Origin of the sequence: Vibrio sp. 1562 (assembly GCF_033340155.1) — a bacterium.
Lineage (GTDB): Bacteria > Pseudomonadota > Gammaproteobacteria > Enterobacterales > Vibrionaceae > Vibrio > Vibrio alginolyticus.
This window is the reverse complement of the sequence record NZ_JAWOVY010000027.1, coordinates 1-25,777: the sequence shown is the minus strand read 5'-3', so window position 1 is coordinate 25,777 and position 25,777 is coordinate 1. Positions and strand designations below refer to the sequence as shown.

At 46.3% G+C, this 25,777-nt stretch carries 21 protein-coding genes; 14 read left to right on the top strand and 7 right to left on the bottom strand.

Annotated features, from left to right (window positions below):
• Positions 1-62: 62 nt before the first annotated feature.
• The gene (locus R7Z49_RS20495; protein ID WP_005381516.1) at positions 63-353 is read right to left on the bottom strand and encodes a co-chaperone GroES; all 291 of its coding nucleotides are present in this window, start codon (positions 351-353) and stop codon (positions 63-65) included.
• Positions 354-593: 240 nt separating this feature from the next.
• Between R7Z49_RS20495 and R7Z49_RS20490 the strand changes: the two genes are divergently transcribed.
• A complete protein-coding gene (locus R7Z49_RS20490; RefSeq protein WP_064354383.1) occupies positions 594-1,976 on the top strand; it encodes an MATE family efflux transporter in 1,383 nt (460 codons plus the stop codon).
• Between the two features lie 89 nt (positions 1,977-2,065).
• Here R7Z49_RS20490 and pfkA read toward each other — a convergent pair whose 3' ends face one another.
• The 3 genes from pfkA to R7Z49_RS20475 all read right to left on the bottom strand — a co-directional run bounded on the left by pfkA (position 2,066) and on the right by R7Z49_RS20475 (position 4,844).
• Positions 2,066-3,028: a 6-phosphofructokinase gene (gene pfkA, locus R7Z49_RS20485; protein WP_005381521.1), complete on the bottom strand. Its 963-nt coding sequence runs from the start codon at positions 3,026-3,028 to the stop codon at positions 2,066-2,068.
• Between the two features lie 283 nt (positions 3,029-3,311).
• Entirely contained in the window at positions 3,312-4,220 is a 909-nt protein-coding gene (gene fieF / locus R7Z49_RS20480; protein ID WP_025768809.1) for a CDF family cation-efflux transporter FieF, read from the bottom strand.
• 111 nt (positions 4,221-4,331) lie between these two features.
• Positions 4,332-4,844 carry a CpxP family protein gene (locus tag R7Z49_RS20475; RefSeq protein WP_047104268.1) on the bottom strand — a complete coding sequence of 171 codons (513 nt, stop codon included), beginning with the start codon at positions 4,842-4,844 and terminating at the stop codon, positions 4,332-4,334.
• Between the two features lie 190 nt (positions 4,845-5,034).
• Between R7Z49_RS20475 and R7Z49_RS20470 the strand changes: the two genes are divergently transcribed.
• The 4 genes from R7Z49_RS20470 to trmL all read left to right on the top strand — a co-directional run bounded on the left by R7Z49_RS20470 (position 5,035) and on the right by trmL (position 8,517).
• Complete coding sequence (locus tag R7Z49_RS20470; RefSeq protein WP_005382384.1) at positions 5,035-5,724, top strand: response regulator; 690 nt, start codon at positions 5,035-5,037, stop codon at positions 5,722-5,724.
• On the top strand, positions 5,724-7,118 hold the full coding sequence (cpxA, locus tag R7Z49_RS20465; RefSeq protein ID WP_318111969.1) for an envelope stress sensor histidine kinase CpxA: 1,395 nt from the start codon (positions 5,724-5,726) through the stop codon (positions 7,116-7,118). Before R7Z49_RS20470 ends, cpxA begins: the two co-directional genes overlap by 1 nt.
• Before the next feature lie 174 nt (positions 7,119-7,292).
• A complete protein-coding gene (locus R7Z49_RS20460) occupies positions 7,293-7,901 on the top strand; it encodes a superoxide dismutase (RefSeq protein ID WP_005382382.1) in 609 nt (202 codons plus the stop codon).
• A gap of 136 nt (positions 7,902-8,037) precedes the next feature.
• A complete protein-coding gene (trmL, locus tag R7Z49_RS20455) occupies positions 8,038-8,517 on the top strand; it encodes a tRNA (uridine(34)/cytosine(34)/5-carboxymethylaminomethyluridine(34)-2'-O)-methyltransferase TrmL (protein WP_064354386.1) in 480 nt (159 codons plus the stop codon).
• A gap of 70 nt (positions 8,518-8,587) precedes the next feature.
• Here trmL and R7Z49_RS20450 read toward each other — a convergent pair whose 3' ends face one another.
• Complete coding sequence (locus R7Z49_RS20450; RefSeq protein ID WP_033907286.1) at positions 8,588-9,106, bottom strand: FxsA family protein; 519 nt, start codon at positions 9,104-9,106, stop codon at positions 8,588-8,590.
• Between the two features lie 431 nt (positions 9,107-9,537).
• Here R7Z49_RS20450 and aspA point away from each other — a divergent pair, with 431 nt between their 5' ends.
• From aspA to R7Z49_RS20430, 4 genes are all read left to right on the top strand, one after another.
• Positions 9,538-10,989 (top strand): aspartate ammonia-lyase, encoded by a 1,452-nt coding sequence (gene aspA / locus R7Z49_RS20445; RefSeq protein WP_005382379.1) that lies wholly within the window; start codon positions 9,538-9,540, stop codon positions 10,987-10,989.
• 176 nt (positions 10,990-11,165) lie between these two features.
• Positions 11,166-12,473, top strand: a complete 1,308-nt coding sequence (locus R7Z49_RS20440; RefSeq protein WP_005382378.1) for an anaerobic C4-dicarboxylate transporter — start codon at positions 11,166-11,168, stop codon at positions 12,471-12,473.
• A 161-nt stretch (positions 12,474-12,634) separates the two neighbouring features.
• Positions 12,635-14,467, top strand: a complete 1,833-nt coding sequence (locus tag R7Z49_RS20435) for a protein-disulfide reductase DsbD (protein ID WP_054577279.1) — start codon at positions 12,635-12,637, stop codon at positions 14,465-14,467.
• 194 nt (positions 14,468-14,661) lie between these two features.
• Entirely contained in the window at positions 14,662-15,291 is a 630-nt protein-coding gene (locus tag R7Z49_RS20430) for a response regulator (RefSeq protein WP_005382375.1), read from the top strand.
• Here R7Z49_RS20430 and R7Z49_RS20425 read toward each other — a convergent pair.
• Positions 15,288-17,039 carry a potassium/proton antiporter gene (locus R7Z49_RS20425; protein WP_318111968.1) on the bottom strand — a complete coding sequence of 584 codons (1,752 nt, stop codon included), beginning with the start codon at positions 17,037-17,039 and terminating at the stop codon, positions 15,288-15,290. The genes R7Z49_RS20430 and R7Z49_RS20425 overlap by 4 nt on opposite strands.
• 520 nt (positions 17,040-17,559) lie before the next feature.
• Between R7Z49_RS20425 and R7Z49_RS20420 the strand changes: the two genes are divergently transcribed.
• The 5 genes from R7Z49_RS20420 to R7Z49_RS20400 all read left to right on the top strand — a co-directional run bounded on the left by R7Z49_RS20420 (position 17,560) and on the right by R7Z49_RS20400 (position 22,134).
• Positions 17,560-17,823, top strand: coding sequence for a DUF4212 domain-containing protein (locus R7Z49_RS20420; protein ID WP_005382373.1), 264 nt, complete (start codon positions 17,560-17,562; stop codon positions 17,821-17,823).
• A 12-nt stretch (positions 17,824-17,835) separates the two neighbouring features.
• A complete protein-coding gene (locus R7Z49_RS20415) occupies positions 17,836-19,563 on the top strand; it encodes a sodium:solute symporter family protein (protein ID WP_054577281.1) in 1,728 nt (575 codons plus the stop codon).
• Between the two features lie 108 nt (positions 19,564-19,671).
• Positions 19,672-20,154, top strand: a complete 483-nt coding sequence (locus tag R7Z49_RS20410) for a hypothetical protein (RefSeq protein ID WP_005382371.1) — start codon at positions 19,672-19,674, stop codon at positions 20,152-20,154.
• A 199-nt stretch (positions 20,155-20,353) separates the two neighbouring features.
• On the top strand, positions 20,354-20,731 hold the full coding sequence (locus tag R7Z49_RS20405; RefSeq protein ID WP_005382370.1) for a hypothetical protein: 378 nt from the start codon (positions 20,354-20,356) through the stop codon (positions 20,729-20,731).
• Between the two features lie 17 nt (positions 20,732-20,748).
• On the top strand, positions 20,749-22,134 hold the full coding sequence (locus R7Z49_RS20400; protein ID WP_054577282.1) for a class II fumarate hydratase: 1,386 nt from the start codon (positions 20,749-20,751) through the stop codon (positions 22,132-22,134).
• 91 nt (positions 22,135-22,225) lie between these two features.
• Here the strand turns inward: R7Z49_RS20400 and R7Z49_RS20395 are convergent, their stop codons facing one another.
• Entirely contained in the window at positions 22,226-25,657 is a 3,432-nt protein-coding gene (locus R7Z49_RS20395) for a PAS-domain containing protein (protein WP_054577283.1), read from the bottom strand.
• Between the last annotated feature and the right edge of the window lie 120 nt (positions 25,658-25,777).

Genomic DNA, 25,777 nt, shown 5'->3' with positions numbered 1-25,777 from the left:
TAAAATTCTTTGTGTGTAATTTCGTAATTGAATCTGAGCAAAAAATTACTCAATGATTGCTATTATTCAACGATCGCCATGATGTCGTTTTCAGACATGACAAGCACTTCTTTACCGTCGATTTTTTCAGTTTTTGTACCGTAACCTTCAGCGAAGATAACGGTATCACCGACTTTAACGTCTAGTGGCAGTACGGTGCCGTTTTCTAGGATGCGGCCTTTACCCACAGCTAGAACAACACCGCGAGTCGATTTTTCTGCAGCAGAACCAGTCAGAACGATGCCACCAGCAGACTTAGATTCAACTTCTTTACGTTCAACGATAACTCGGTCATGTAATGGACGAATGTTCATCGGTCGTCTCTCCTGAAAATTTCCATGTTTATTTGATAATTGTCCTTAGGGACTGTAGCCCCAGACACGTGATCCCTATATAAGGGGTCGAAGCAGCGATCCCAAGGGGGTGGCACAAAATTTTTGTGACTTAGTTAAAATAACGAACAACTAGGCAACGGTTTGCGTTAGAAATGCTCACTCGCTCGGCATCTCGCTTTCTTGTATCCTTGCAGTTTGCTCACCAGATAGTTGTCACACATGCAGGAAAATAACAAGCTGGAACCCCAAGCGACCGATAAGCATGGTTTGTTGACCGCACCCATTCCTGAAACGCTGCGGAAAATGACCGTACCCATGACCATGGGCATGATCGCAATTTTGATGTTTAACTTGGTGGACACGTTTTTTATCTCGTTGCTTGGCACTCAAGCGCTAGCGGCTATCAGCTATACCTTCCCTGTCACCTTTGCGGTTAACTGCATTACGATGGGGATTGGGATGGGACTATCGACCAATATTGGTCGCTTGCTTGGGCAAGGTCATGCACCACAAGCTGCTCGGTTCACCACCCACGGTTTGTTGTTAGCCGTGTTACTTGTGGCTATCACGTCTTCTATTGGCTTTACCACCATTGCGCCATTGTTTCGTTTTCTTGGTGCGTCTGATGATCTCATCCCTCTTATTGAGCAATATATGCAGGTCTGGTATCTCACCATTCCTCTGCTAGTGATCCCAATGGCGGGCAACAGTGCTATCCGAGCTACTGGCGACACAAAAACACCAGCAAAAGTCATGATGTTGGCTGGTTTGATTAATGGCATGCTCGATCCATTGTTGATTTTCGGTTATGGCCCTTTTCCGGAACTTGGCATTCAAGGCGCAGCCATAGCAAGTGCCTTTAGCTGGTTAGGTGCTTTGTGTGGCTCATTCTATGTGCTAATTAAACGGGAAAAATTGCTTGCTCAACCCCAATGGGCTTTGCTGAAACAAGACTGGCAACAGACACTAAAAATTGGTACCCCTGCTGCGCTATCAAACGCGATGAATCCGTTGTCCGGTGCCATTCTGATGATGCTGTTATCCAACCATGGTACAGCGGCGGTTGCTGCTTACGGCGCAGCGCAGCGTATTGAGTCTATATTGATTTTAGTATTGATGTCGCTGACCTCTGCCCTCACACCGTTTATGGCACAAAATTTAGGAGCCAAACAACCGCAACGAGCCTTTTCCGGTTTATTTATTAGCATGCGTTTTGCAGTGGTATTCCAAGGGTTTATCTTCTTGATGATGGTGCCACTGAGCATTCCTCTGGCTGCGCTGTTTTCTCAGGAAGATGCGGTGAAAAACCTGCTTTGGCATTATTTACTGGTGGTGCCATTTAGTTATGGCTTCCAAGGCATAGTGATGATGTTAGTCAGTGGTTTGAATGCGATGCACAAGCCATTGCGTGCATTCCAGTGGAGCTTTATGCGGCTGTTCATTTTTACCTTGCCATCGGCGTGGATCGGGAGCCAAATCTACAGTATTGAAGGCTTGTTTATCGGTATCGCGGTTGGGAATACGTTGGGTGGGCTACTGGGCTACTTGTTTGCGCTGCGCGAGCGAAAATTAACGCTCATAGAGCAGAGCAGCGTGTCTTAACACTCGTCTATCGCTAGTTTCTTTTTGTTGATTCTCAAATACAAAAAACCGCGGAAAGCCGCGGTTTTGTTTATCTATTTCAAACTTGCTTAGAACAACTCTTCAGCAACTTTGTATAGATCGTTGCGTACTGGACGCTTCATGTTTTCGATTGCATCGATGATATCGTGGTGAACAAGTTGCTCTTTCACGATACCTACACAACGACCACCATGACCTTCGATCAATAGGTGAACAGCGTAGTTACCCATACGAGATGCTAGTACGCGGTCAAATGCAGTTGGACGACCACCACGTTGGATGTGACCAAGTACTGTTGCACGAGTTTCACGACCTGTCGCGGCTTCGATGTCACGTGCTAGTTCATTAGCATCCATCATTAGCTCAGTAAGCGCGATGATCGCGTGTTTCTTACCTTTAGCGATACCATCTTGGATGTTGCTGATCAGCTTGTCTTTGTCTAAACCAGTTTCCGGAGTGATGATGTATTCACAACCGCCCGCAATTGCAGACATCAGAGTCAAATCACCACAGTGACGGCCCATGATTTCTACAATTGAAATACGTTGGTGAGATGAAGAAGTATCACGTAGACGATCGATTGCATCGATAACGGTGTTTAGTGCACTTAGGTAGCCCACAGTGTAATCCGTACCTGCGATATCGTTGTCGATTGTGCCCGGAAGACCGATACATGGGTAACCCATTTCAGTCAGTTTCTTCGCACCCATGTACGAACCATCACCACCGATTACCACTAGTGCATCGATACCATGTTTTTTAAGGTTCTCAATCGCTTTTTCACGAACTTCCACTTGTTTAAATTCAGGGAAACGTGCAGAACCTAGGAACGTACCACCTTTGTTGATCACATCTGAAACGCTAGAACGATCTAGCTTCTCGATGCGGCCTTCGTATAGGCCTAGGTAGCCGTCGTACACACCGAATACTTCCAATCCTTCGGATAGTGCTGTACGTACTACGCCGCGTATCGCAGCGTTCATACCAGGTGCGTCACCGCCACTTGTTAAAACACCGATCTTCTTAATCATGCTCACCCTCGATCTTTGGCAATCAATTATTTAATTTTCTTTTAGGCCCCTTGTTACCAAGCAACCTGCATAATCCAGAACTGTGCGTTATGTTACATTTCCTCTACAGGATTACCAATGAAAACGCACTTTTTTATGTAACTTTTCTACTTATGTAAGAGTATTACAGTTTCTCTATGAAACTTTGTTGATTCATATCAGGATCACGAATCTTAATAAGTATTGATGGAAAGATAGTCAATAAGTACCTGTTTGTCGTCGGGCACTGATGGATTTTTCAAGCCTACCAATCTTGCGCTTTCTGCTCTTTCTCAGGTCCGAAAACGACAGACAATGGATCTTGATGGATCAGTACGTCCGCATCAGGAAACAGAGCCAATAAATTATCTTCCACTTTATCAGCAATGTAATGCGCCTCAATTAATCGTAAGTTATCGTCTAGCTCTAAATGCAACTGTATAAAGCGCGTCGGTCCGGACATTCGCGTGCGTAACTGATGCACGCCCAATACCCCTTTTACGCTCAAACAAGCTTGGTTAATTTGCTCAAGTTCTTCATCGGGCAACTTTCTATCAAGTAAGGTTTGAATCGCTTCGCTGACCATTTTGAAAGCGCTATAAAGAATGAAGACACCAATACCAATCGCAAACACAGCATCCGCTTGAGTCACTCCAAAATAACTGAGCCCCAGAGCCACCATGATCGCAGCATTCATATACAAGTCAGTCTGATAATGCAGAGAATCCGCCGCTATTGCTTGGCTCCCCGTCACGCGAACCACATGTTTTTGGAACATCACCAAGCCAAGTGTGACCACAATCGCAAACAGCGATACATACACACCTAACTCCGGTGCGTGTAAAGCATGTGGGCGGAAAAATCGGTCAATCCCGTTAAGAATCAAAAATACTGCCGAGCCCGAAATAAACATTGCTTGGGCTAGGGCCGCTAAGGACTCAGCTTTACCATGTCCAAACGTATGTTCGCGGTCTGCCGGTTGTAAGGCGTAACGAACCACCACAAGATTCACAACCGAAGCCGCGATATCTAACATGGAGTCAATCAATGACGCCAATAAGCTCACTGAGCCGGTTACCCACCACGTGATGACTTTTACTATCAGAAGAAGCGTCGCCACAATGGTTGCAGTCCAAGCGGCGGTCGTAACTAAACGTGCGTATTGCTGTTTCATAATCAAAGAGTTAACTAAAACCATACGTTGAGTATATTGAATGACCATGAAATAACCAGATCAAAAAGAGGCAACCAATGGCTGCCTCTTTATATAACATCAATTCATGACTTAATTATTGCGCGACTTTTCCATGCGCTTGTGCATTCTGTCGCCACACTCTTGCATACGTTCATTTTGTAGCTCAACAAATTTCGCTTTCTGCTCAGGTGTTAATACGCTAAGCATTTGGTGCTTTCTTTCTAGCATTTGCACGCGACGTTCCGTTTGGCGCTCAACCATCTCTTTTGCTAACTCGGTAGCTTGAGCTTCATCAAAATTATCCGCCAGCAAAAGCGATTGCACTTTTGCGTGATGCGCTTGACGCTCAGCCATACGTGCTTCTTTGCCATCAGCGAATTTTGCTTTCATTTCTGCTTTGTTTGCTTCACGCATTTCTTTTAGCTGATCTTTTTGTGCATCAGTCAGGTCTAGTTGACGCATGACACCTCGGTCCATACCCATGCCGCATTCGTCACGAGGACCTTTATGATGGTTTTTACCACCGTAAGCGAATGCGCTTGCGGCGCCAAGAGTAAGAGGTAGAACAACAGCAGCTAACACAAGTTTTTTTGCAGACTTCATAATACGATTCCTTACACAGGTGAGTGGTTCTTCTGAGCTGTTCTCACAGCGCTTGAGTATAGAATACGACCCGCTAGGTAAAGCGACGTATAGGGAGCGTAAAGAATCGTAAAGAGTGATTTTTCTCCTCTTCGTTGCGCATCATTCCAATGTAATATTAGGCTATCGGTAACTTACTATAGGTGCCCCCATGGCAAACATTCTTTTAATCGATGACGATATCGAGCTAACCAGCTTATTAAAAGAAGTACTCAGTTTCGAAGGGTTTGACGTCAGCGAAGCAAATGACGGTGAAGCCGGCTTAGCCGCGATCAATGATAAGATTGATTTGATTTTGTTGGATGTCATGATGCCAAAACTCAATGGCATGGAAACGCTGAAACGCTTACGTGAAAATTGGGAAACTCCCGTCTTGATGCTGACCGCTAAAGGGGAAGAAATTGATCGCGTGATCGGCTTGGAACTGGGCGCGGATGATTATTTACCAAAACCTTTTAGTGACCGAGAGCTGTTAGCGCGTATCCGCGCGATTTTACGCCGCACTAGCAGCACACAAAAAAATACCAAAAACAGCGATTGCATTGAGTACCAAGAAATCCGCCTCTATCCCGGTAAGCAAGAAGCGTATTGTGAGCAACAGCTACTCGATCTCACGGCAACCGAGTTTGCGCTACTCACCCACTTCGTACAAAACCCAGGACAAGTGCTGACCAAAGAGACACTGAGCTTAGATGTGCTTGGTAAACGACTCGCTGCTTTTGATCGCGCTATCGATATGCATGTCTCGAATTTACGTAAAAAATTACCAGATCAAAGCAATGGCAAGCCGCGAATCAAAACCCTGCGTGGTCGTGGCTACATGCTACTTGAGGAGGATTAATGCGCCTATCACGCATCAAACTGCCAAACATCAATAGCCTGTATGGACGCATCTTTGCCATTTTTTGGTTCACCATGTTATTAGTATTGATAGCCGTGCTATCACTGCCACATTTGGACCCACGCAAAGCTCGCGATATTCCAGAAGAACACTACAAACGTATGGTAGAAACGCGTGACTCAATCCAACAAAAATACAGCCAGCAAACAGATTTAGGCCGCATACTTTTTCGTATCGAGGGCAACCGCCACGGCAAGCACGACCCTCGCCCACGAGTGTTTTTTTCTGACTACAGCGGTAATGTTCTTACGACAGAAAAACGCAGCAATTTTCAATTGCGTGCAATGCAAAACTTTGTCACCAGTATCGAAGATTACAATAATCCAAAGCAGAAGCTGTATGGTCGATACATGATTGCGGGCCCAATTCCTATCACTTTGGCAGGTTCCGATATCTTGATGTACGTGGGCTTCAAATGGAATGAGCCACCACCTCTACTCCTGCGTCTGTTTGATCACCCATTCCAGCTCTTGTTTGCGGTCATGTTGGTTAGTACACCATTGCTGTTATGGCTTGCTTGGGCTTTGAGTCAACCAGCACGTCGTCTTGAAGCCGCTGCTCAACGTGTGGCGAAAGGTGAATTTGTCACAGACCCAAATTTAGAAAAAGGCACGGCGGAGTTTCGTCAAGCAGGTAGCAGCTTCAACCAGATGGTCGAAGCGGTTAATCAGATGATTTCAGGACAACAACGTTTGCTATCCGATATCTCTCACGAGCTGCGCTCACCTTTAACTCGTCTGCGCATGGCAAGCGCATTAGCGACGCGTAAACAAGGCGAAAGCCCAGAACTGACTCGTATCGATACCGAAGCGCAGCGCTTGGAACAGATGATCAGCGAACTACTAGAGCTTTCTCGCATGCAGGCGAACAGTCATATGACTCGCGAAACACAGCCATTAGAAAGTTTATGGGAAGAGATCATTAAAGATGCGCAGTTTGAAGCAGAGCAAATGGGCAAACAGCTACACTATTCAGAATTACCTAAGCGCAATATTTCCGGTAACCCTAAACTGCTGATGAGTGCGGTGGAAAATATCGTTCGTAACGCCATTTACTACGGAAAAGATGAGGTACAAATCGACATCAAAGCCGATGACGATACGCTTCGTATCACGGTTGACGATAATGGAGAAGGTGTACCAGAAGAGGAACTGGCCGCGATTTTTCGCCCGTTCTATCGCGTTTCCACGGCACGCGATCGCCACTCTGGCGGCACAGGTCTCGGCCTAACCATTACCGAAAGTGCCATTCGCCAGCACAGTGGCACGATCGCAGCCAGCCGAAGTCCTTTAGGCGGATTGCGCATGAGTATCACCTTACCGATCAATTGTTAGTCTCAATTTGATGAACTAACAATAATTCGCACCATATTTCTAGAGTGAGTGATTCACAGCCCCACCCTCACTTTAGAAATTGGTGAGGCTTCTTAGAATACCCTTACAAAGATCAAAGTTGATAATAATTATCGTTAGCATTAAAGTAAATTTTCCAATTAAGGAGGATTTACTATGTCACATACATTTCCCGCTCTGCCTTACCCGTACGATTCACTAGAGCCGTACATCGACGCGAAAACCATGGAAGTGCATTACAGCAAACACCACAAGACGTACTTTGATAAGTTTGTAAATGCCGTTGAAGGGAGCGAGCTCGAAACTCAGTCATTAGACGAGATCTTTGACAATATCTCTAAGCTCAGTCCAGCAGTACGTAATAATGGTGGCGGCTATTACAACCACATCATTTATTGGAATTGCATGTCACCAAACGGTGGCGGAGAGCCTCAAGGCGCGCTTGCTCAAGCAATTAACGATAAATTTGGTAGCTTTGCGCAATTTAAAGAGGCATTTGCCCAAGCTGCCATCAATACCTTTGGGTCTGGCTTTGCATGGCTGATCGTAAAAGATGGTGAGATTCACATTACGTCCACCAGCAATCAAGATAACCCTCTGATGGACGTAGTGGATGTGCGCGGTGAACCAATCCTCGCATTAGACGTGTGGGAGCACGCGTATTACATCAGTTACCAAAACCGTCGCCCAGAATATATTGATGCGTGGTGGAACGTCGTCAACTGGCGAGCAGTTGAAGAAAACTATGCTCACGCTCTCTTATAAGAAGCATTAAGCCTTACGGTATTAACATCCGCGCTAATGCCTGCTTTCATACCCAGGTCAATCTTGCTGAATCTCGCATATTTCGGTGACTTGGGTATATACTGCCCCTCTCTTTGACCAACTCTATTTCAATACCATGTTTGATATCGCTTTATACGAACCAGAAATCGCGCCGAACACCGGCAACATCATTCGACTATGCGCCAACTGCGGTGCAAACCTTCACTTAATTGAACCTCTGGGTTTCGATCTTGAAGAGAAAAAAGTCCGCCGCGCTGGTTTGGATTACCATGATTTAGCTCGCGTAACGCGTCATAAAGATTATCAAGCATTCTTGGAATACTTAGAGAAAGAGAAGCAAGGCAACTACCGCCTGTTTGCGTGTACGACAAAGACCACAGGTCATCACGTTGATGCACAATACCAAGCGGGTGATGTTTTGATGTTTGGTCCAGAAACTCGTGGCTTGCCTGCTGAAATCATCGATAGCTTGCCAATGGAGCAGCGTATTCGCATTCCAATGATGCCAGATGCGCGCAGCCTAAACCTTTCGAATGCCGTTGCGATCATCGCTTTTGAAGCATGGCGTCAAATGGGCTTTGAAGGCGCATTGTAAGCGACACGAATTCCAAATACAGAAAAGGGCGCTTGGTGCGCCCTTTTGTTTTCTTTGCTGACTAACTCAATCAGTTGAGCTTGTTGCGATCATCATCGTCTTTACGCTCGTATTCCCCTTCGAAGGTATTGCCATTATCTGACTGGGAATCAAATGGGTCACGACGGAACGGGTCTTGCTCAAATGGCCCCTGGTTAGAGAAACCACCTTGGAAGCCACCGCCATGCATGGTTTTCACCACCATTTTGCTCATCAAGTATTTAGCTATCGCGGCGCGTGGCGCAGGAAGCAACACCAACATACCAAGGGCATCGGTCATAAAGCCCGGGGTTAACAGTAGCACGCCAGCCACCGCTAGCATTACGCCTTCAAAAATTTGCTGGGCTGGAATTTCACCTTGTTCAAGACGCCCCTGTACTGACATCAGTGTTTGTATACCTTGGCTACGAACCAACGACGCACCAACAAATGCAGTGATTAAGACTAGTGCAATGGTCGGCCATAAACCTAAAAAGCCGCCCACCTGAATAAATAAGCCGATTTCAATGATCGGAACAAAAATAAACGCTAATAATAAGATAGGAAACACACGCCCTCCTTTGTTTAATTCAGTGTAATGGTAAAAGCAGACTAAGCTCAAACGAATCGTTGTAAAAAAGCGTGTTCATACTGGTCTCCTTCTTTTTTAGACAAAGTAGCGGGAGCGCGTTTCATTCAATTGCATACCGATTTTTTCGTGCTTTTAAAGTGCTAATTTCGAACTCTAAAAACTCATGTTTGTCGAGGAAAATCGAGTACCCATAAAGGGTTATTAATAACCCGTTCATACTTTGCAAATTATTGACTCATGAAAAACGAAAAAGGTGATCTAGTTACTATTTTTATGCGCTAGGTGCAGTATCATGTGCCACATAAGTCAGGACGGATTTTCCAGCCAAAAATTCTGATGAATGGATTCTAGATTGCAGAAATGGCTAATAAATAACTTTATTATCAGAATTATCATCTAAGGATCCTGCTATGGCTACCCTATCTGATGCTCCAAAAACAGCAAACCCAGCCACTCGTATTGAAGAAGATCTATTAGGTCAACGTCATGTCCCTGCAGATGCGTACTACGGTATTCATACGCTACGTGCGATCGAGAACTTCAACATCTCCAATATGACCATCTCTGACGTACCAGAATTTGTACGCGGCATGGTAATGACCAAAAAAGCAGCAGCGTTAGCAAACAAAGAACTTGGCGCTATTCCAAAAGACGTTGCAAACTACATCATCGAAGCGTGTGATTTGATCCTAGAAACTGGCAAGTGTATGGATCAGTTCCCATCAGACGTATTCCAAGGCGGTGCAGGCACTTCAGTTAACATGAACACGAACGAAGTGATCGCAAACGTTGCGCTTGAGTTGATGGGTAAAGAGAAAGGCCAATACGAATTTGTTAATCCAAATGACCATGTAAACAAGAGCCAATCAACCAACTGTGCGTACCCAACAGGCTTCCGTATTGCGGTATACAACAGCGTACACAAGCTAATGGAAGCAATTGAGTACCTAAAAGGCGCATTCGAACTTAAAGCCGTTGAGTTTAAAGATGTACTGAAAATGGGCCGTACTCAGCTTCAAGACGCAGTACCAATGACAGTAGGTCAAGAGTTCCATGCGTGGGCGGTAACACTAAACGAAGAGATTCGTGCTCTAGATTACACATCTAAACTCCTCCTAGAAATCAACCTAGGCGCAACCGCAATCGGTACTGGTCTAAATACACCAACTGGCTACCAAGCGCTTGCAGTAAAACACCTAGCGGAAGTAACAGGCCTTGACGTTGTTGCAGCAGAAGACCTTATCGAAGCAACGTCTGACTGTGGTGCATACGTAATGACTCACGGCGCACTAAAACGCCTAGCAGTGAAACTATCGAAGATCTGTAACGACCTTCGTCTACTTTCTTCTGGTCCTCGTGCGGGTCTAAATGAATTGAACCTACCTGAAATGCAAGCAGGCTCTTCAATCATGCCAGCTAAAGTAAACCCAGTTATCCCAGAAGTAGTAAACCAAGTTTGCTTCAAAGTTCTCGGTAACGACAACACGGTTTCTTTCGCAGCAGAAGGCGGTCAGCTACAGCTAAACGTAATGGAACCAGTTATCGCACAAAGCGTGTTTGAGTCTATCTCTCTACTACACAATGCGTGTGTGAACCTACGTGATAAATGTATCGACGGCATCACTGTGAACAAAGAAGTTTGCGAAAACTACGTTTACAACTCTATCGGTATCGTCACTTACCTAAACCCATACATCGGCCACCACGAAGGTGACATCGTAGGTAAGATTTGTGCAGAAACTGGCAAGAGTGTTCGTGAAGTCGTGCTAGAGCGCGGTCTGCTTACAGCAGAGGAGCTTGATGAAATCTTGTCAGTAGAAAACTTCATGCATCCTACTTACAAAGCAAAACGTTACGAGTAATAACGAATCCGAAGGGGGCCACTCAGGCCCCTTTTTTAGGCTCTCATACGGTTAACCACATTTTTTATATGCTTTTATTGCCGCTAAACCACTAGGTTCTCATTCTCTGAGCATTTACTCCTGTTCCTGAGTGTTCAAAAAATCAGAATCAAATAAAAAACTAAAGAGGTATCAATATGGTCATGGTCGAACTCTTCGTGGTTCTGCTCTTCATCTATTTGGGGGCAAGAATCGGTGGTATCGGCATTGGTTTTGCCGGTGGTGCTGGGGTCATTGCGTTGTCTTTGATCTTGGGCGTACCAACAAGCCAAGCTTACATTCCCGTTGACGTAATTTTGATCATCATGTCTGTAATCACCGCTATCGCAGCAATGCAGGTAGCGGGTGGTTTAGACTGGATGGTGCAAGTTGCTGAAAACTTTTTGCGCAAGCATCCTGAGCGCATCACCTTTTATGCGCCTATCGTAACTTACCTAATGACATTAATGGCGGGTACTGGCCACACGGCATTCTCTACTTTGCCAGTGATTGCAGAAGTAGCGAAAGGCCAAGGCGTGCGCCCTTCTCGTCCACTGTCTATCGCGGTCGTAGCATCGCAAATCGCTATCACCGCATCACCAATCTCAGCGGCTGTTGTAGCGTTCGCGGCAATGCTGCACCCATTTGGCGTTGACTACCTAACACTACTAGCAATCTGTATCCCAACGACGTTCATCGCGTGCATGATCGGTGCGTTCGTGGCGAACTTCATGGGCTGTGAGCTAAAAGACGATGCTGAATACCAAGAGCGTCTAGAAAAAGGCTTAATCAAGCTAAATACAGAAGCAAAACGCGAAATCCTACCAACAGCGAAGAAAGCCACCTTCATCTTCCTAGGCGCAATCGCATTTGTCGTGTGTTACGCAGCAGCAATTTCTGGCTCTGTGGGTCTTATCGAGAACCCTGCTCTAGGCCGTAACGAAGCTATCATGACGGTAATGCTAGCAGCTGCGGCAGCTATCGTAATGAGCTGTAAAATCGATGCTGGCAAAATCCCAGCCGCAGCAACATTCCGCTCTGGTATGACAGCGTGTGTGTGTGTTCTTGGTGTGGCATGGCTAGGTTCTACGTTCGTTAACGCGCACGTTGACGGCATCAAAGAAGTGGCTGGTGCGCTACTAGCAGACTACCCATGGATGCTAGCACTCGTTCTATTCTTCGCTTCAATGCTGCTTTACTCACAAGGTGCAACCACTGTTGCGCTGATGCCAGCAGCACTAGCAATCGGTGTCGCACCACTTACCGCAGTTGCATCTTTCGCAGCAGTAAGTGCGCTATTCGTGCTGCCAACTTACCCAACGCTTCTAGCAGCGGTTGAGATGGACGACACGGGTTCAACTCGTATCGGTAAGTACGTATTCAATCACCCATTCTTTGTACCTGGTGTGGTAACCATCGCTTCTGCGGTAGCACTTGGCTTCGCATTCGGTGGTCTACTGATCTAGTAGAAACAGAGTCTTACTCGGGGAGCTTCGGCTCCCTTTTTTATTGCCTGTTGTCTTGATTTATGCTCAATAAATCTTCATTTTCATGAAACTTATTGACTCGCCTCCGGGTCTGATTGAGTTACACTAACGGCAATTATCTAAGATGAATTGACTCTTTTATGCGCGCATTACTTTCCGTTTTACTCTTAGGGCTCATTACCTTTTCCACTCCGTCTTTAGCTTTATTTGGCAAAGACCAGTTTAACAGTAGCCAGAACAACAGTTTTGGTAGCAGCAGCGACAGCTTTGTTCCGGTTGATCAGGCGTTTCCATTTAACTTCTACCAGCAAGATGACAAATTGATGCTCGATTGGCAGGTACGTGACGGGTACTACCTATATCAAGAGCGCTTGTCTGTAGCTGGTGAGAAAGTATCGCTAGGCGAACTGCAAATGGAAGACGGCACACCGCATAAAGATGAATTCTTTGGTGACGTGCATATCTATACTCAACCTCTCTTCGTTAATGTACCAATGCATGATTGGCAAGACGGTGCGCGCGTGGTGGTGCAATACCAAGGTTGTGCGAAAGCAGGCTTCTGTTACCCGCCAGAAACTCGCGTGATTCCTATCAGCGCGTTTACTTCGTCGAACTCAGATTCAACAGCGGCGACGACAATACCAAAAGCAGAACAAGCACCAACAGCAACGCCACCAGCGGCGCAATCATCTACGTCTGATGACACATCATCAGCGCCAGTAACACAGCAAGATAGCCTTGCAGCCAACCTTGCTGATAACTGGTGGACACCACTTCTGTTCTTGGCGCTTGGTGTGGGCTTGGCGTTTACACCTTGTGTGCTGCCGATGTACCCAATTCTGACCAGCATCGTGCTTGGCAGTGGCAAACTGAGTCAGCGCCGTGCGCTAGGCTTGTCGTTTGTCTATGTACAAGGCATGGCGCTGACTTACACCCTACTCGGCCTTGTGGTGGCATCTGCAGGTATGCAGTTCCAAGCAGCAATGCAACACCCTTATGTGCTGATTGGCTTGAGCGTACTGTTCATCGCACTCGCTTTGTCTATGTTTGGTCTGTACTCATTACAGCTACCAAGCAACGTTCAAACATGGTTGAATAACTTAAGTAATAAGCAACAGGGCGGCAGCAGTGCAGGCGTATTCGCCATGGGGGCGATTTCTGGACTGGTGTGCTCACCATGTACCACGGCACCTCTGTCTGGTGCGCTACTTTACGTGGCACAAAGCGGCGATTTGCTTACCGGTGGTATCGCGTTATACGCGCTGGCGATGGGCATGGGTATTCCGCTGATCCTTGTAGCGGTATTTGGCAACAAGTTGCTACCAAAAGCCGGCGGTTGGATGGACCGCGTGAAAACGCTGTTCGGCTTTATTCTGCTTGCCGCACCTATCTTCTTACTAGAACGCATCATGCCAGAAATGTGGTCAACGATTCTGTGGTCAGCACTGGGTATTGCTGCTTTTGGTTGGCTATACCACATCAAAAACAGTCTAGAGTTTGGTGGCTGGAAACAAAGTGCCGTGGGCATAATCGCCGTCTTAGGTTTGCTAGCCGCAGCACAACCTATCTTAAATTACTGGTTTGGCAACAGCACAACACAAACTCAGCAAGCCACTGTTAGCTTTACTCGCATTGCTAACGTGGCGGAGCTTGAAGAACAACTGGCACTTGCGAAAGCGGCAGGTAAACCCGTCATGCTCGATTTCTACGCCGATTGGTGTGTAGCATGTAAAGAGTTTGAAAAGTACACCTTCCATGACCCAAGCGTCGAAGCAAAACTGCAAGACTTCGTTCTTCTGCAAGCGGACGTGACCAAAAACCAAGTGCAAGACATCGAACTACTGAAGCACATGAATGTACTTGGTTTACCAACAATTGAGTTTTGGGATGCCAGTGGCGAACACGTTTCAAACGCTCGTTTGACGGGATTCATGCAAGCTGAGCCTTTCTTAGAGCATATCAAGCAGTTCTGATAACCAGATATTCAAACGCCAGTGATGTCCACTGGCGTTTTTTATTGCTCAGATTTGAATAAGAACATTGCGTTTATATGCAATTTTCCTAATAAAAGTCGATTTGGTTCAGACTTTTAGCGAATAAATATTGTCCACTCTCTCAAAGCTGGACAATAATAAATTTAACGAAATAGTCAAAAGTGTTTAACGTCATGGATTCGACCTACACCATCATTATTGCAGATGATCACCCACTCTTCCGGAATGCCTTGTTTCAATCTATCCACATGGCTATTAGTGGTGCAAATTTGCTGGAAGCGGACTCACTCGACGCACTTCTGGCTTTGTTGGAGCGAGAGGAAGAGCCAGATTTAGTGCTATTGGATCTCAAAATGCCAGGAGCAAATGGTATGTCTGGCTTGATTCATTTGCGAGCAGAGCATCCAGATTTACCTATCGTCGTCGTTTCAGCGAGTGAAGAGCCGGCGATCGTGACGCAGGTGAAAAGCCATGGTGCATTTGGTTTTATTCCCAAGTCCAGCGACATGCGCGAATTAGTGAACGCGCTCAATCAAGTGCTGAATGGCGACCCATACTTCCCTGAAGGGTTGATCACCAATAACGCGGCATGTAATGACTTAGCGGAAAAGATTGCTGCGCTAACACCGCAGCAATATAAAGTGTTGGGAATGTTGTCCGATGGCTTGCTGAACAAGCAAATCGCTTACGAATTGAATGTTTCGGAAGCTACCATAAAAGCGCACATGACAGCGATTTTCCGTAAGCTCGGTGTAAAGAACCGCACGCAAGCCGTGATTATGCTGACGGAAATGAGCGACTAGATTGACATCTTATCGTCAGACTTACTTTTTTCGTTTGGCAATCGGATACCGACTTTAGTGACCTGCTGATCAACAACATCAGCGACGATCCAATGCAAACCTTGCCACTCGAAATGGTCTCCCAATACTGGCGTGCTACCTAATTGCTCTTCGACAAGGTTTCTCAAACTTTTATCCAGCGGTTCATCCCCCAGATTCAAACCATACATCACGGCAATATCGGCAAGCTTCACTTCAATATCGAGGAAGAAGTCACCGAAGAATCGCGCTAGCGACGCTTTCTCTGGGGCTTCACTAAACAGTAAGCTCAGTGCATCTAAATCCTTTTCTTGTGCTAATACACACAAGGTATCATCTTCCTCAAGACGCGTACTGCCGGATGGGTGCAATAGCTCTTTACTGCGAAATACAGCGGCGATACGCGTTCCTTCCGGCATCGAAAGACTACGTAATGGCTCACCAATGCACCATTTATCTGCTTTAAGTCTATAGATAAACAGCTCCCACTCACTGGTCGGGTAAATCTCTACACCCGTACGCGAAATTGGCTCAGGCTTAGAAGGTAGCTCGACCTTTGCAAGAGACATCGCCTTAGTCAACGTGCCCCCTTGTACTATCAAAGACACCATTACTACAAAGAATGCCAAATTGAAGTACAGTTGAGCATCTGGCAACCCTGCCATCATCGGAAATACCGCGAGGATGATAGGTACAGCACCACGCAGTCCTACCCAAGAGACAAACCACTTTTCACGTGGCGTGAAACTCTTGAATGGCAGTAAACCAATCCAAACAGAGATTGGTCGGGCAAACAAAATCATCCCGAAAGCAAGCGCAAGACCTGGCAACGCAATAGAGAGTAAATTGGATGGCGTAACCAACAAACCAAGCACCAAGAACATACCAATTTGAGCTAGCCACGTCATACCATCTAAAACATGAAGAATAGAGTGGCGGCTGCGTGTTGGACGGTTACCTAATAAAAGACCAACAAGGTAAATCGACAAAATACCACTGCCACCCAAAGTGTTAGATAAAGCGAAAATAAGCAAGCCACCACTGACCGTTAAAATAGAATACAGCCCATCTGGTAATTGATTGCGATTGATAACTTTCCATAAGATCCAGCCACCAGCGAAGCCAAGTAACGCGCCAATACCAAACTGCTTAAGAAAACTGAACGCCAAAAAGCCCGCACTTAAATCTGCGCCAGGGTTCGCTAAAATAGCAATCAGAGTTACGGTCAGAAACACCGCCATTGGGTCATTGGTGCCGGATTCAATTTCCAGCGTTGAACCAACACGTTCGTTCAGGCTACGACTTTTGAGTAGAGAGAAGACCGCGGCAGCATCGGTGGAACCAACAATCGCACCAACCAATATGCCTTGCAATAAATCTAAGTCGAATAACCACGTTGCCATCAGCCCGGTCAAAATGGTGGTGATCGCAACGCCAAATGTCGCCAAAGAGACCGAGGGCCATAACGCAACCCTAAAGCTGGCGACCCGCGTTCTCATCCCACCATCAAGCAAAATGATGGCTAATGCGAGGTTACTAACCAAATAAGCGATCGAAAAGTTATCGAATAAAATGCCGCCTAAGCCGTCTTCCCCCGCTAGCATTCCAACGGCTAAAAATACCAAAAGAATTGGGATTCCCAACTTAGAAGACACTGGGCTTAAAAGAACGCTAAGTGCGATTAACAACGCACCTATTAGAAAAAAACTGTTAATGGTGTCTGCGTCCATTCTCACCCTCCCTTAATGAAAAACGATAATAATTGTGATGAGCAAGGCTACTTCGTTAATGAGGTAATGCCCTAATCTGCCTCCCCTTTACACCGTCTCAAAATGCGAGGTTGTACGAGAATGACTCAGTTATATTACTTTATTGTGCGTTAAAACGGTGATTTGATGCGAAAACTTTATGTAAATAAATTACTTGTGAGCTTTCTTATCTACGCCTTCTCTCTTTAAGAGCCACAAGATCACCACCAATACTTACACAGCATCTCCAAGTTCAATGAAGAAAAGATTAATGGCCCGTCTTAATCATGCCTGTTTATCCAATCAACCTTTAGACCTTTGGCTAACTTAACAGTTTATTAACATAACGTTTTACCCCTTTTTTCGCTGCAAAAGCCCATAATATGGGGGTTCTTCATTTTTAACACCCCGACTAAAGTTGAAAAGAGTTATTGCCAACACCTTGCTAATGTACATATTGAAACATTTCATTAACAACAATACCAATCGTAAGGAGACGGCAATGGCATTTGAAAGCGAAGAAAGAGCCAAAGCCTATTGGGACAAAAACGTGAAGCTCATGATCGGCCTAATGGTCATCTGGTTCGTCGTGTCTTTCGGCTGCGGCATTTTATTTGTCGACGTACTAAATCAATTTCAACTAGGCGGTTACAAACTCGGTTTCTGGTTTGCTCAACAAGGCTCCATCTATGCGTTCCTAGGAATTATTTTCTATTACGCATGGAAGATGCGCCAAATTGACCGTGAATTCGGCGTGGACGAATAAGGAGTCACTCAGATGGATTTGAAAACTATTACCTACCTGGTCGTTGGCGCCACGTTCATCCTGTACATCGGGATTGCTATTTGGGCTCGCGCCGGCTCAACCAAAGAGTTTTATGTTGCTGGTGGCGGTGTAAACCCGATTGCAAACGGTATGGCAACCGCAGCCGATTGGATGTCCGCAGCGTCGTTTATCTCAATGGCAGGCTTAATTGCCTTCATGGGCTATGGCGGCTCAGTATTTCTAATGGGTTGGACTGGTGGTTACGTTCTGCTTGCGCTGTTGCTAGCACCTTACCTACGCAAATTTGGGAAGTTTACGGTGCCAGAGTTCGTTGGTGAACGCTTTTACTCCAATACCGCACGTATCGTAGCGGTTGTTTGTCTTATCATCGCATCAGTGACTTATGTTATCGGTCAGATGAAAGGCGTGGGTGTTGCGTTTGGTCGCTTCTTAGAAGTGGACTACTCCACTGGCCTATTAATTGGTATGTGTATCGTTTTCATGTACGCGGTTCTTGGCGGCATGAAAGGCATCACTTACACGCAGATTGCTCAATATTGCGTACTCATTCTTGCTTACACTATCCCTGCAATCTTTATCTCTCTGCAACTCACTGGTAACCCAATCCCACAAATTGGTCTGGGGAGTACCATGGCTGGTACCGATGTCTATCTACTCGATCGGCTTGACCAAGTTGTGACCGAACTCGGATTTAGTGAATACACGACCCAAGTACGTGGCGACACACTTAATATGTTTGTCTACACCATGTCACTGATGATTGGTACTGCCGGTCTACCACACGTAATTATCCGTTTCTTTACCGTGCCGAAGGTTCGCGACGCACGTACATCAGCAGGCTGGGCTCTGATCTTCATCGCAATCCTTTACACTACAGCACCAGCGGTATCAGCGATGGCTCGTCTCAACCTAATGAATACGGTAAATCCAGCTCCGGGTCAGCACCTAGCGTATGACGAGCGTCCTGCGTGGTTCAAAAACTGGGAAACAACTGGACTACTCGGTTTTGACGATAAAAATGGCGATGGCAATATCCAATACACTTCAGATGCGTCCACCAACGAACTGCGCGTTGATAACGACATCATGGTATTGGCTAACCCAGAGATCGCTAAACTACCAAACTGGGTGATCGCACTTGTGGCAGCAGGTGGTCTTGCAGCTGCACTATCTACCGCAGCAGGTTTACTACTCGCCATTTCTTCAGCTATTTCCCATGACTTAATCAAAGGGGTTATCAATCCGAACATATCCGAGAAAAAAGAGCTACTTGCTAGTCGAATATCAATGGCAGTAGCGATAGCAGCCGCAGGCTATCTCGGTCTAAATCCGCCTGGATTTGCCGCAGGTACGGTAGCACTCGCCTTTGGTCTTGCCGCTTCATCCATCTTCCCTGCATTGATGATGGGCATCTTCAGCAAGAGCATCAACAAAGAAGGCGCAATCGCCGGTATGATTGCGGGTATCAGTATTACGCTGTTCTACGTATTCCAACACAAAGGCATCCTTTTCGTTGCTGATTGGAAGTATCTAGAAAGCTGGGGAACAAACTGGTTCCTAGGTATTGAGCCAAACGCGTTTGGTGCTATCGGCGCACTATTTAACTTCATCGTCGCATTCGCTGTCTCCAAAGTAACAGCAGAAACGCCACAAGAAGTAAAAGACCTAGTCGAACACGTTCGCGTGCCAATAGGTGCTGGTAGTGCAGTGGATCACTAAAAACTAATCAAAACCACAAAAGCCCCGCTTGGAACCAGCCGTCCGGGGCTTTTTTATTCTCACTTTTCAGTTACCATATTCGCAGTATGTCGTTGCAAGGAAGCCAAGATGTTCAAAAACAAGCACTTTATTCTCGCTCTACTGATTGCGCCAGTTCTCTCTTTGATCGCTTACTTCGGTACCGATATGGCCCTCAGCGAGAAACCCCACGCGGCGCAAGAAGGGGAAACTTACAAACTCGCGAGTAAGTCTAATTGTCGTTACACCAGTGGTCTGTGTGATATGGAAAATGGCGATTTTAAAGTGAAATTTCGCTCTGAAAAACTCACTAAAAATAACTTAGAATTGTCACTCAACGCCGCTTACCCACTCGAAGGGGTTAAAGTTTCTATTGTGAGTGACAAAGAGAAAAACGCTCAACCGATTGATATGAAGCCCGCCGATCAAGCAGGCCAAAGCTGGTACATCACCTTACCAAAGCCTGCATCTGCAGAAAGCTGGTTAAGAGTCGTCATTCAATCAGGCGGCACACTGTATTATGGTGAAACACAAACCGCATTTGTGAAGTACGAAACCTTATTTACTGAATAACGGCGACAAGCTAATTCACCGGTATTCAAACGACAGTGACTTAGTTTCACTCAGCATAAATGAATTCCTACTCAGCCGACGCCTTTGCGTCGGCTTTTGTTTCCGTAAGTCTTTCTTCAACAACCTCTTACTCTAAAAAGGGTTGCCAACCCACAACTTAATTGATAATAATTATCACTACATTTAATGAGAGGTGGTTATGGACAACAAACGGGACATCTTTAACGCATTTTTTAAAGCCCAAGATAGATTCCTTCTCGCCGCACCACATGGCTTTGAGCCAGACGTGATTCATGACTATATTCATTGGGGAATGGTGTTGTCTTCTTGTTATGAACACGATGCCGATGAAGAAAATCTATTGTTGTGTGAGCTGTTTTTACGTCAGGTTTATTTCCATTTACTAGACGCAATTCAAGACTCAACTCGCAGTCGTATCTTCCGTCGTGTCTGTCTCGATTCTATCCATACGCCATTATTTTGCCTCAAACGCTATTACTACCAGTTTGAACAAGGCGACGTGAAATTTCTCGCACTACAACAACAATTACGCCTGATTCAAATCTCACTCGATTAACCAAAAGGATCCCTACCATGAGCACCGAATTCCGCATAGAAACTGACAGTATGGGCGAAGTAACGGTCCCTGCAGATGCTCTCTACCAAGCCCAGACTCAACGCGCCGTCGATAACTTCTCATTCAGTCAACATAAAATGCCATCTGGTTTTATCAAAGCGTTAGCACACATCAAGCAGACTGCGGCACTCACCAACGCACAGCTAGGGCTGCTTGAGGGAGATATTGCCAACGCGATTGCTGACGCAGCTCAAGCAATTATCGAAGGCAATCATATTGAGCAATTCCCAATTGACGTATTTCAAACCGGATCAGGTACTAGCTCAAATATGAATGCGAATGAGGTAATTGCAACACTGGCCTCCCAGCATCTAGGCGGCACTGTCAGCCCTAATGATCACGTCAATATGGGACAAAGCAGCAACGATGTGGTACCAACGGCCATTCAAGTTAGCGCAGCATTAGCCATTGAAAAACAGCTCTTCCCGGCCCTGTCACACCTAAGCCAAACACTAGAGTCTAAGCAACAAGCATTGAAAGATGTTGTAAAAACCGGTCGCACCCACTTAATGGACGCGATGCCAATTACCTTTGCTCAAGAACTTGGCGGTTGGCAGTTCCAAATCGAGCATGCAAAACAAGCGATTGAACAAACACTTCCTGCTGTAAAAGCCTTAGCCCAAGGTGGTACGGCGGTTGGAACGGGGATCAATGCCGATCCACGCTTTGCAGACTTATTCGCTAGCAACCTAACCCAGTCAACTCGTATTCAGTTCATGGCCAGTGATAACTTCTTTTTCAATTTAAGCAGTCAAGATGCGATCGTCGCTCTGTCGGGACAGCTCAAAACAGCAGCAGTTGCGATCATGAAGATCGCAAATGATCTTCGTTGGATGAATTCAGGTCCATTGGCTGGTTTAGGTGAGATTGAATTACAAGGCTTGCAACCGGGTTCTTCCATCATGCCTGGCAAAGTAAATCCTGTGATCCCAGAAGCCGCAGCTATGGCATCAGCGCAAGTCATTGGTAATGACACCACCATTACCGTCGCAGGCCAAGCGGGCAACTTCCAGCTTAACGTCATGCTGCCAGTTATTGCTCATAACGTATTGGAGAGCATCGAGTTACTCTCTAACAGCGCAACCGCTTTAGCTGACAAAGCCATTGCGACGTTTGAAGTTCGCCAAGATAACTTGGATGTAGCACTCGCCAAAAACCCTATTTTGGTCACGGCTCTCAACCCGGTCATTGGTTACCTAAAAGCGGCAGAAGTCGCGAAAAAAGCCTACAAACAGGGACGCGCGATTATTGATGTCGCGGAAGAAGAAACTGATTTGGATAGAGCCACACTAGAGCGATTGCTTAATCCAGCCAAACTGACTCAAGGCGGCGTCGCAGAATAAGCGGCAAACTCAGCCTATCAACTAAGATTACAAACATCGAGACCTCCATTCGGAGGTCTCTTTTTATAGCGATTTTTCAAACACTCCAATCCTAAGCGACTCGATTGAGCACCGAACGCAGCTTAAGCGGCTTAACTGGCTTAGCAATAAAGCTGAACCCATTTGCTTTGATGCCATCAAGCATATCATCGGTACGATCTGCACTGATGATGACGCCTTCAAAGCTGTGGCCTAATCTTAGGCGGCATTGCTGTAGCACTTCTAAACCAGTACGACCATCATCAAGTCGGTAATCGGAGAAAATTACATCCGGAATCCAACCATCCTCAAGCGCTTGTAGACTTTCAACTAAATCAATCGCAACTCGTGTATCGCAGCCCCATCGGGAAAGTAAGTTTTCCATGCCGACTAGAATGTCAGGCTCATTATCGACACATAGGATTCTCAGATGACCAAGTTCAGATTGCTTACTCATTGCCACGTGAACTGGATGAGGCTGAACATGATCAGCTTTATCTAGGGTGATGGAAAAAACACTGCCTTTTCCAACCCAAGAGCGCATCGAAATTTCATGCCCAAGTACCTGAGCAATTCCTTTCGAAATCGCCAAACCAAGTCCGAGGCCTTGGTCGGAACGAACTTGAGTTCCGCGATTAAACTCTTCAAAAATCTCTTGCTGCTTCTCTTCTTCAATCCCCACTCCATTATCCCATACATCAATACGCACTCGCCCTTTCACGCGGCGAACACCGAGTGCGACTTTGCCATTCGGGTTATAACGAAACGCATTGGTCAGGAAGTTTTGCACCACACGGCGCAGCAGTTTGGGATCCGACTTAACCATGAGTGAGGACGGAATCATGGTGAACTCTATACCTTGCTGTTTGGCTAACGCACTAAACTCAGCATTCAAATTCGATAACACATCATTTAACGCAAAGCCATGCACGTTGACTTCCAACTTGCCCGATTCCAAACGCGAGATATCCAGCAAATCTCCAATTAAGTCTTCGGCAGCCTCTAAAGCACTTTCAATGTGTGCTGACAGCTTTTTGGCTTCGCTGTCTTTGGCGACTTCCGATAGTGAAGATGCGAATAGACGCGCCGCGTTGAGCGGTTGCATCAAGTCATGGCTTACTGCCGCCAAGAACCGTGATTTGGACTTCGATTCCAAATCAGAGCGCTGCGTCGCTTCCACCAGCTGCTTGTTGAGTTGTTCTAATTCTCGAGTCCGCAGACGTACCCTTTCTTCCAATGTCTCGTTGGCGTCTTTCAGTGCTTGCTCTGCATCACGGAATACGGTGATGTCGGTAAAGCTCATCACAAAGCCACCACCTGGCATTGGGTTACCTTGCACCTCTATCACGCGACCATCGGGACGAACCCGAGAAGAGGTGTGCCGAGTCCCTTGCTCAAGGTGATAAACACGGCGACGAACGTGGTCATCAGGGTCACCAGGGCCACACAACCCCTGCTCTGCATTGTGCCGAATCACATCCGCAATCGGTCGACCTACTTGAATCAGGCCTGGCGGAAATTCAAAGAGTTCTAAATAGCGTTGGTTCCACGCTACCAAGCGTAGTTGCTTATCGACGACCGCAATACCTTGTCCAATATGCTCAATCGCGCCTTGGAGTAAACCCCGACTAAAATCGTACAGTTCAGAGGCTTCATCGACGATAGTCGCCACCTCTTCAAGCTGCATGTTTCTTCCTTGCAGAGCAGAAGTAAGTACTAACTTAGCAGAAGATGCTCCAAATACCCCTGCTAGCACACGCTCCGTATGCCGAATCAGAGAAGATGGCGCTTGTTGATTCGGCATCAACTCTTCTCGTTGCTGGCTCCAGTAGGCTTGAAACGCCGCTTTAACTCGCGTTCGTCCTACAAATCTAGACGCTAGCATTTCCAGTTCTGCAACCGTAACGCGGCTCTGGTACAGACTCATATTTTCGCTTTCAGGCAGCGGTGTACCAACGAATGATGCCGATTGTAAGCGCTCACTTAGGCTTGGTCGGGTAGCCATAGAAACCACAACAAAACACACTGCATTAGCGACCACACTGAGGATCATCCCCCAATCTGAAATCGCGATATCAAAACTAGCCAATACCTCTGGTGGCGTAATCAACCAGATCAGGAAGTTATTACTGGCGTCTCCGGCAAGCATGTCTGTTTGGCTCATTAACGTAATCAACCAGGTAGCAAAACCCACCGCGAGGCCAACATACACACCTTTCTTATTCCCTTGACGCCAATACATACCGCCAACCAGCGCAGGAGCGAATTGCGTGATAGCCGCGAACGAGAGAAAGCCGATAGCAGACAGTGAATGAATAGTGTCCAACGCTTGATAGAAACACCACGCGCCAATCAACAAAACTAATATCAAACCACGGCGGATCCGCAGTAATAATTCAGAAAAATGGTGATGGTTACGCTGCGTCAGTCGCATGCGACGCAATAGCAATGGCATAACCAAGTCATTCGAGACCATGATCGCTAAGGCAATCGTCGATACGATAACCATGCCACTTGCCGCTGAAGTACCGCCTAGAAACGCAAGTAAGGCGATTTCACTCGCCCCTACCGACATCGGCACACTGATGACATAAGTATCAGGCGAAGCGCCACTCAAGAGACCTTGCCCTACCCACGCAATAGGTAAAACAAAAATCCCCATTAAGATCAGATAAATGGGGAACAACCAACGAGCCACGTGCAAATCTTGAGCACGTTCATTTTCCACAACCATCGTATGGAATTGTCGCGGAAGGCAAACGATCGCCAGCATCGTGAGTACAGTATGAATCAATATAGTCGGGATATTTGGTGACTGATACGTCTGTGCGGCAACATCAATTAAGCTCAAATTCTCGGTGTTCATCGCCAACCAAACAATGAAAACACCAACCACTAAAAAAGCCAGCAGTTTGATAATGGATTCGAAGGCAATTGCCATCATCATCCCACGATGGTGTTCCGTGTTATCAATGTGGCGGGTACCGAATAGCATCGTAAAAATCGCCAATGCGACCACAACAAACCACGACACGCTATCGTTTTGATAACCAAAATCAGTAGCCAGCTCCGGAGCAATGATTTCAAGCCCCATAGTGATACCACGCAGCTGTAAAGCGATGTACGGCAAAATTCCCGCAACCGCTATGAGCGTAACAACCACGGCCAAACCTTGGGATTTACCGTAGCGTGCTCCGATAAAGTCAGCAATCGACGTGATGTGTTCCCGTTTAGCAATCAAAATAAGCCGAGCTAAAACGCGCCATCCGATGGTAAACACTAAAATGGGAGCAATATAGATAGGCAAGAAAGACCAAGGATTACTGCTGGCCTGCCCGACCGTGCCGTAGAAGGTCCACGATGTACAGTACACCGCAATGGAAAGGCTATAAATCCAAGGCCGCCAGCGCGCTAGCCACCTTTTCTGAATGTCGCCGTACCACGCGATGATAAATAAAGCTCCCAAATACGCTAAAGAAACGGGAACCACCAGCCATCCTTGCATCCGATATCCTTTCTTGCCTTTCTTGCTACTTTTAAAGCAAGAGAGTAAATTACCACCTTCTAAAGAAGGTGGCTTTGTGTGAGCCCCCTAAAAGGGGGCCTTTGTTTAGTCCAGCGCCAA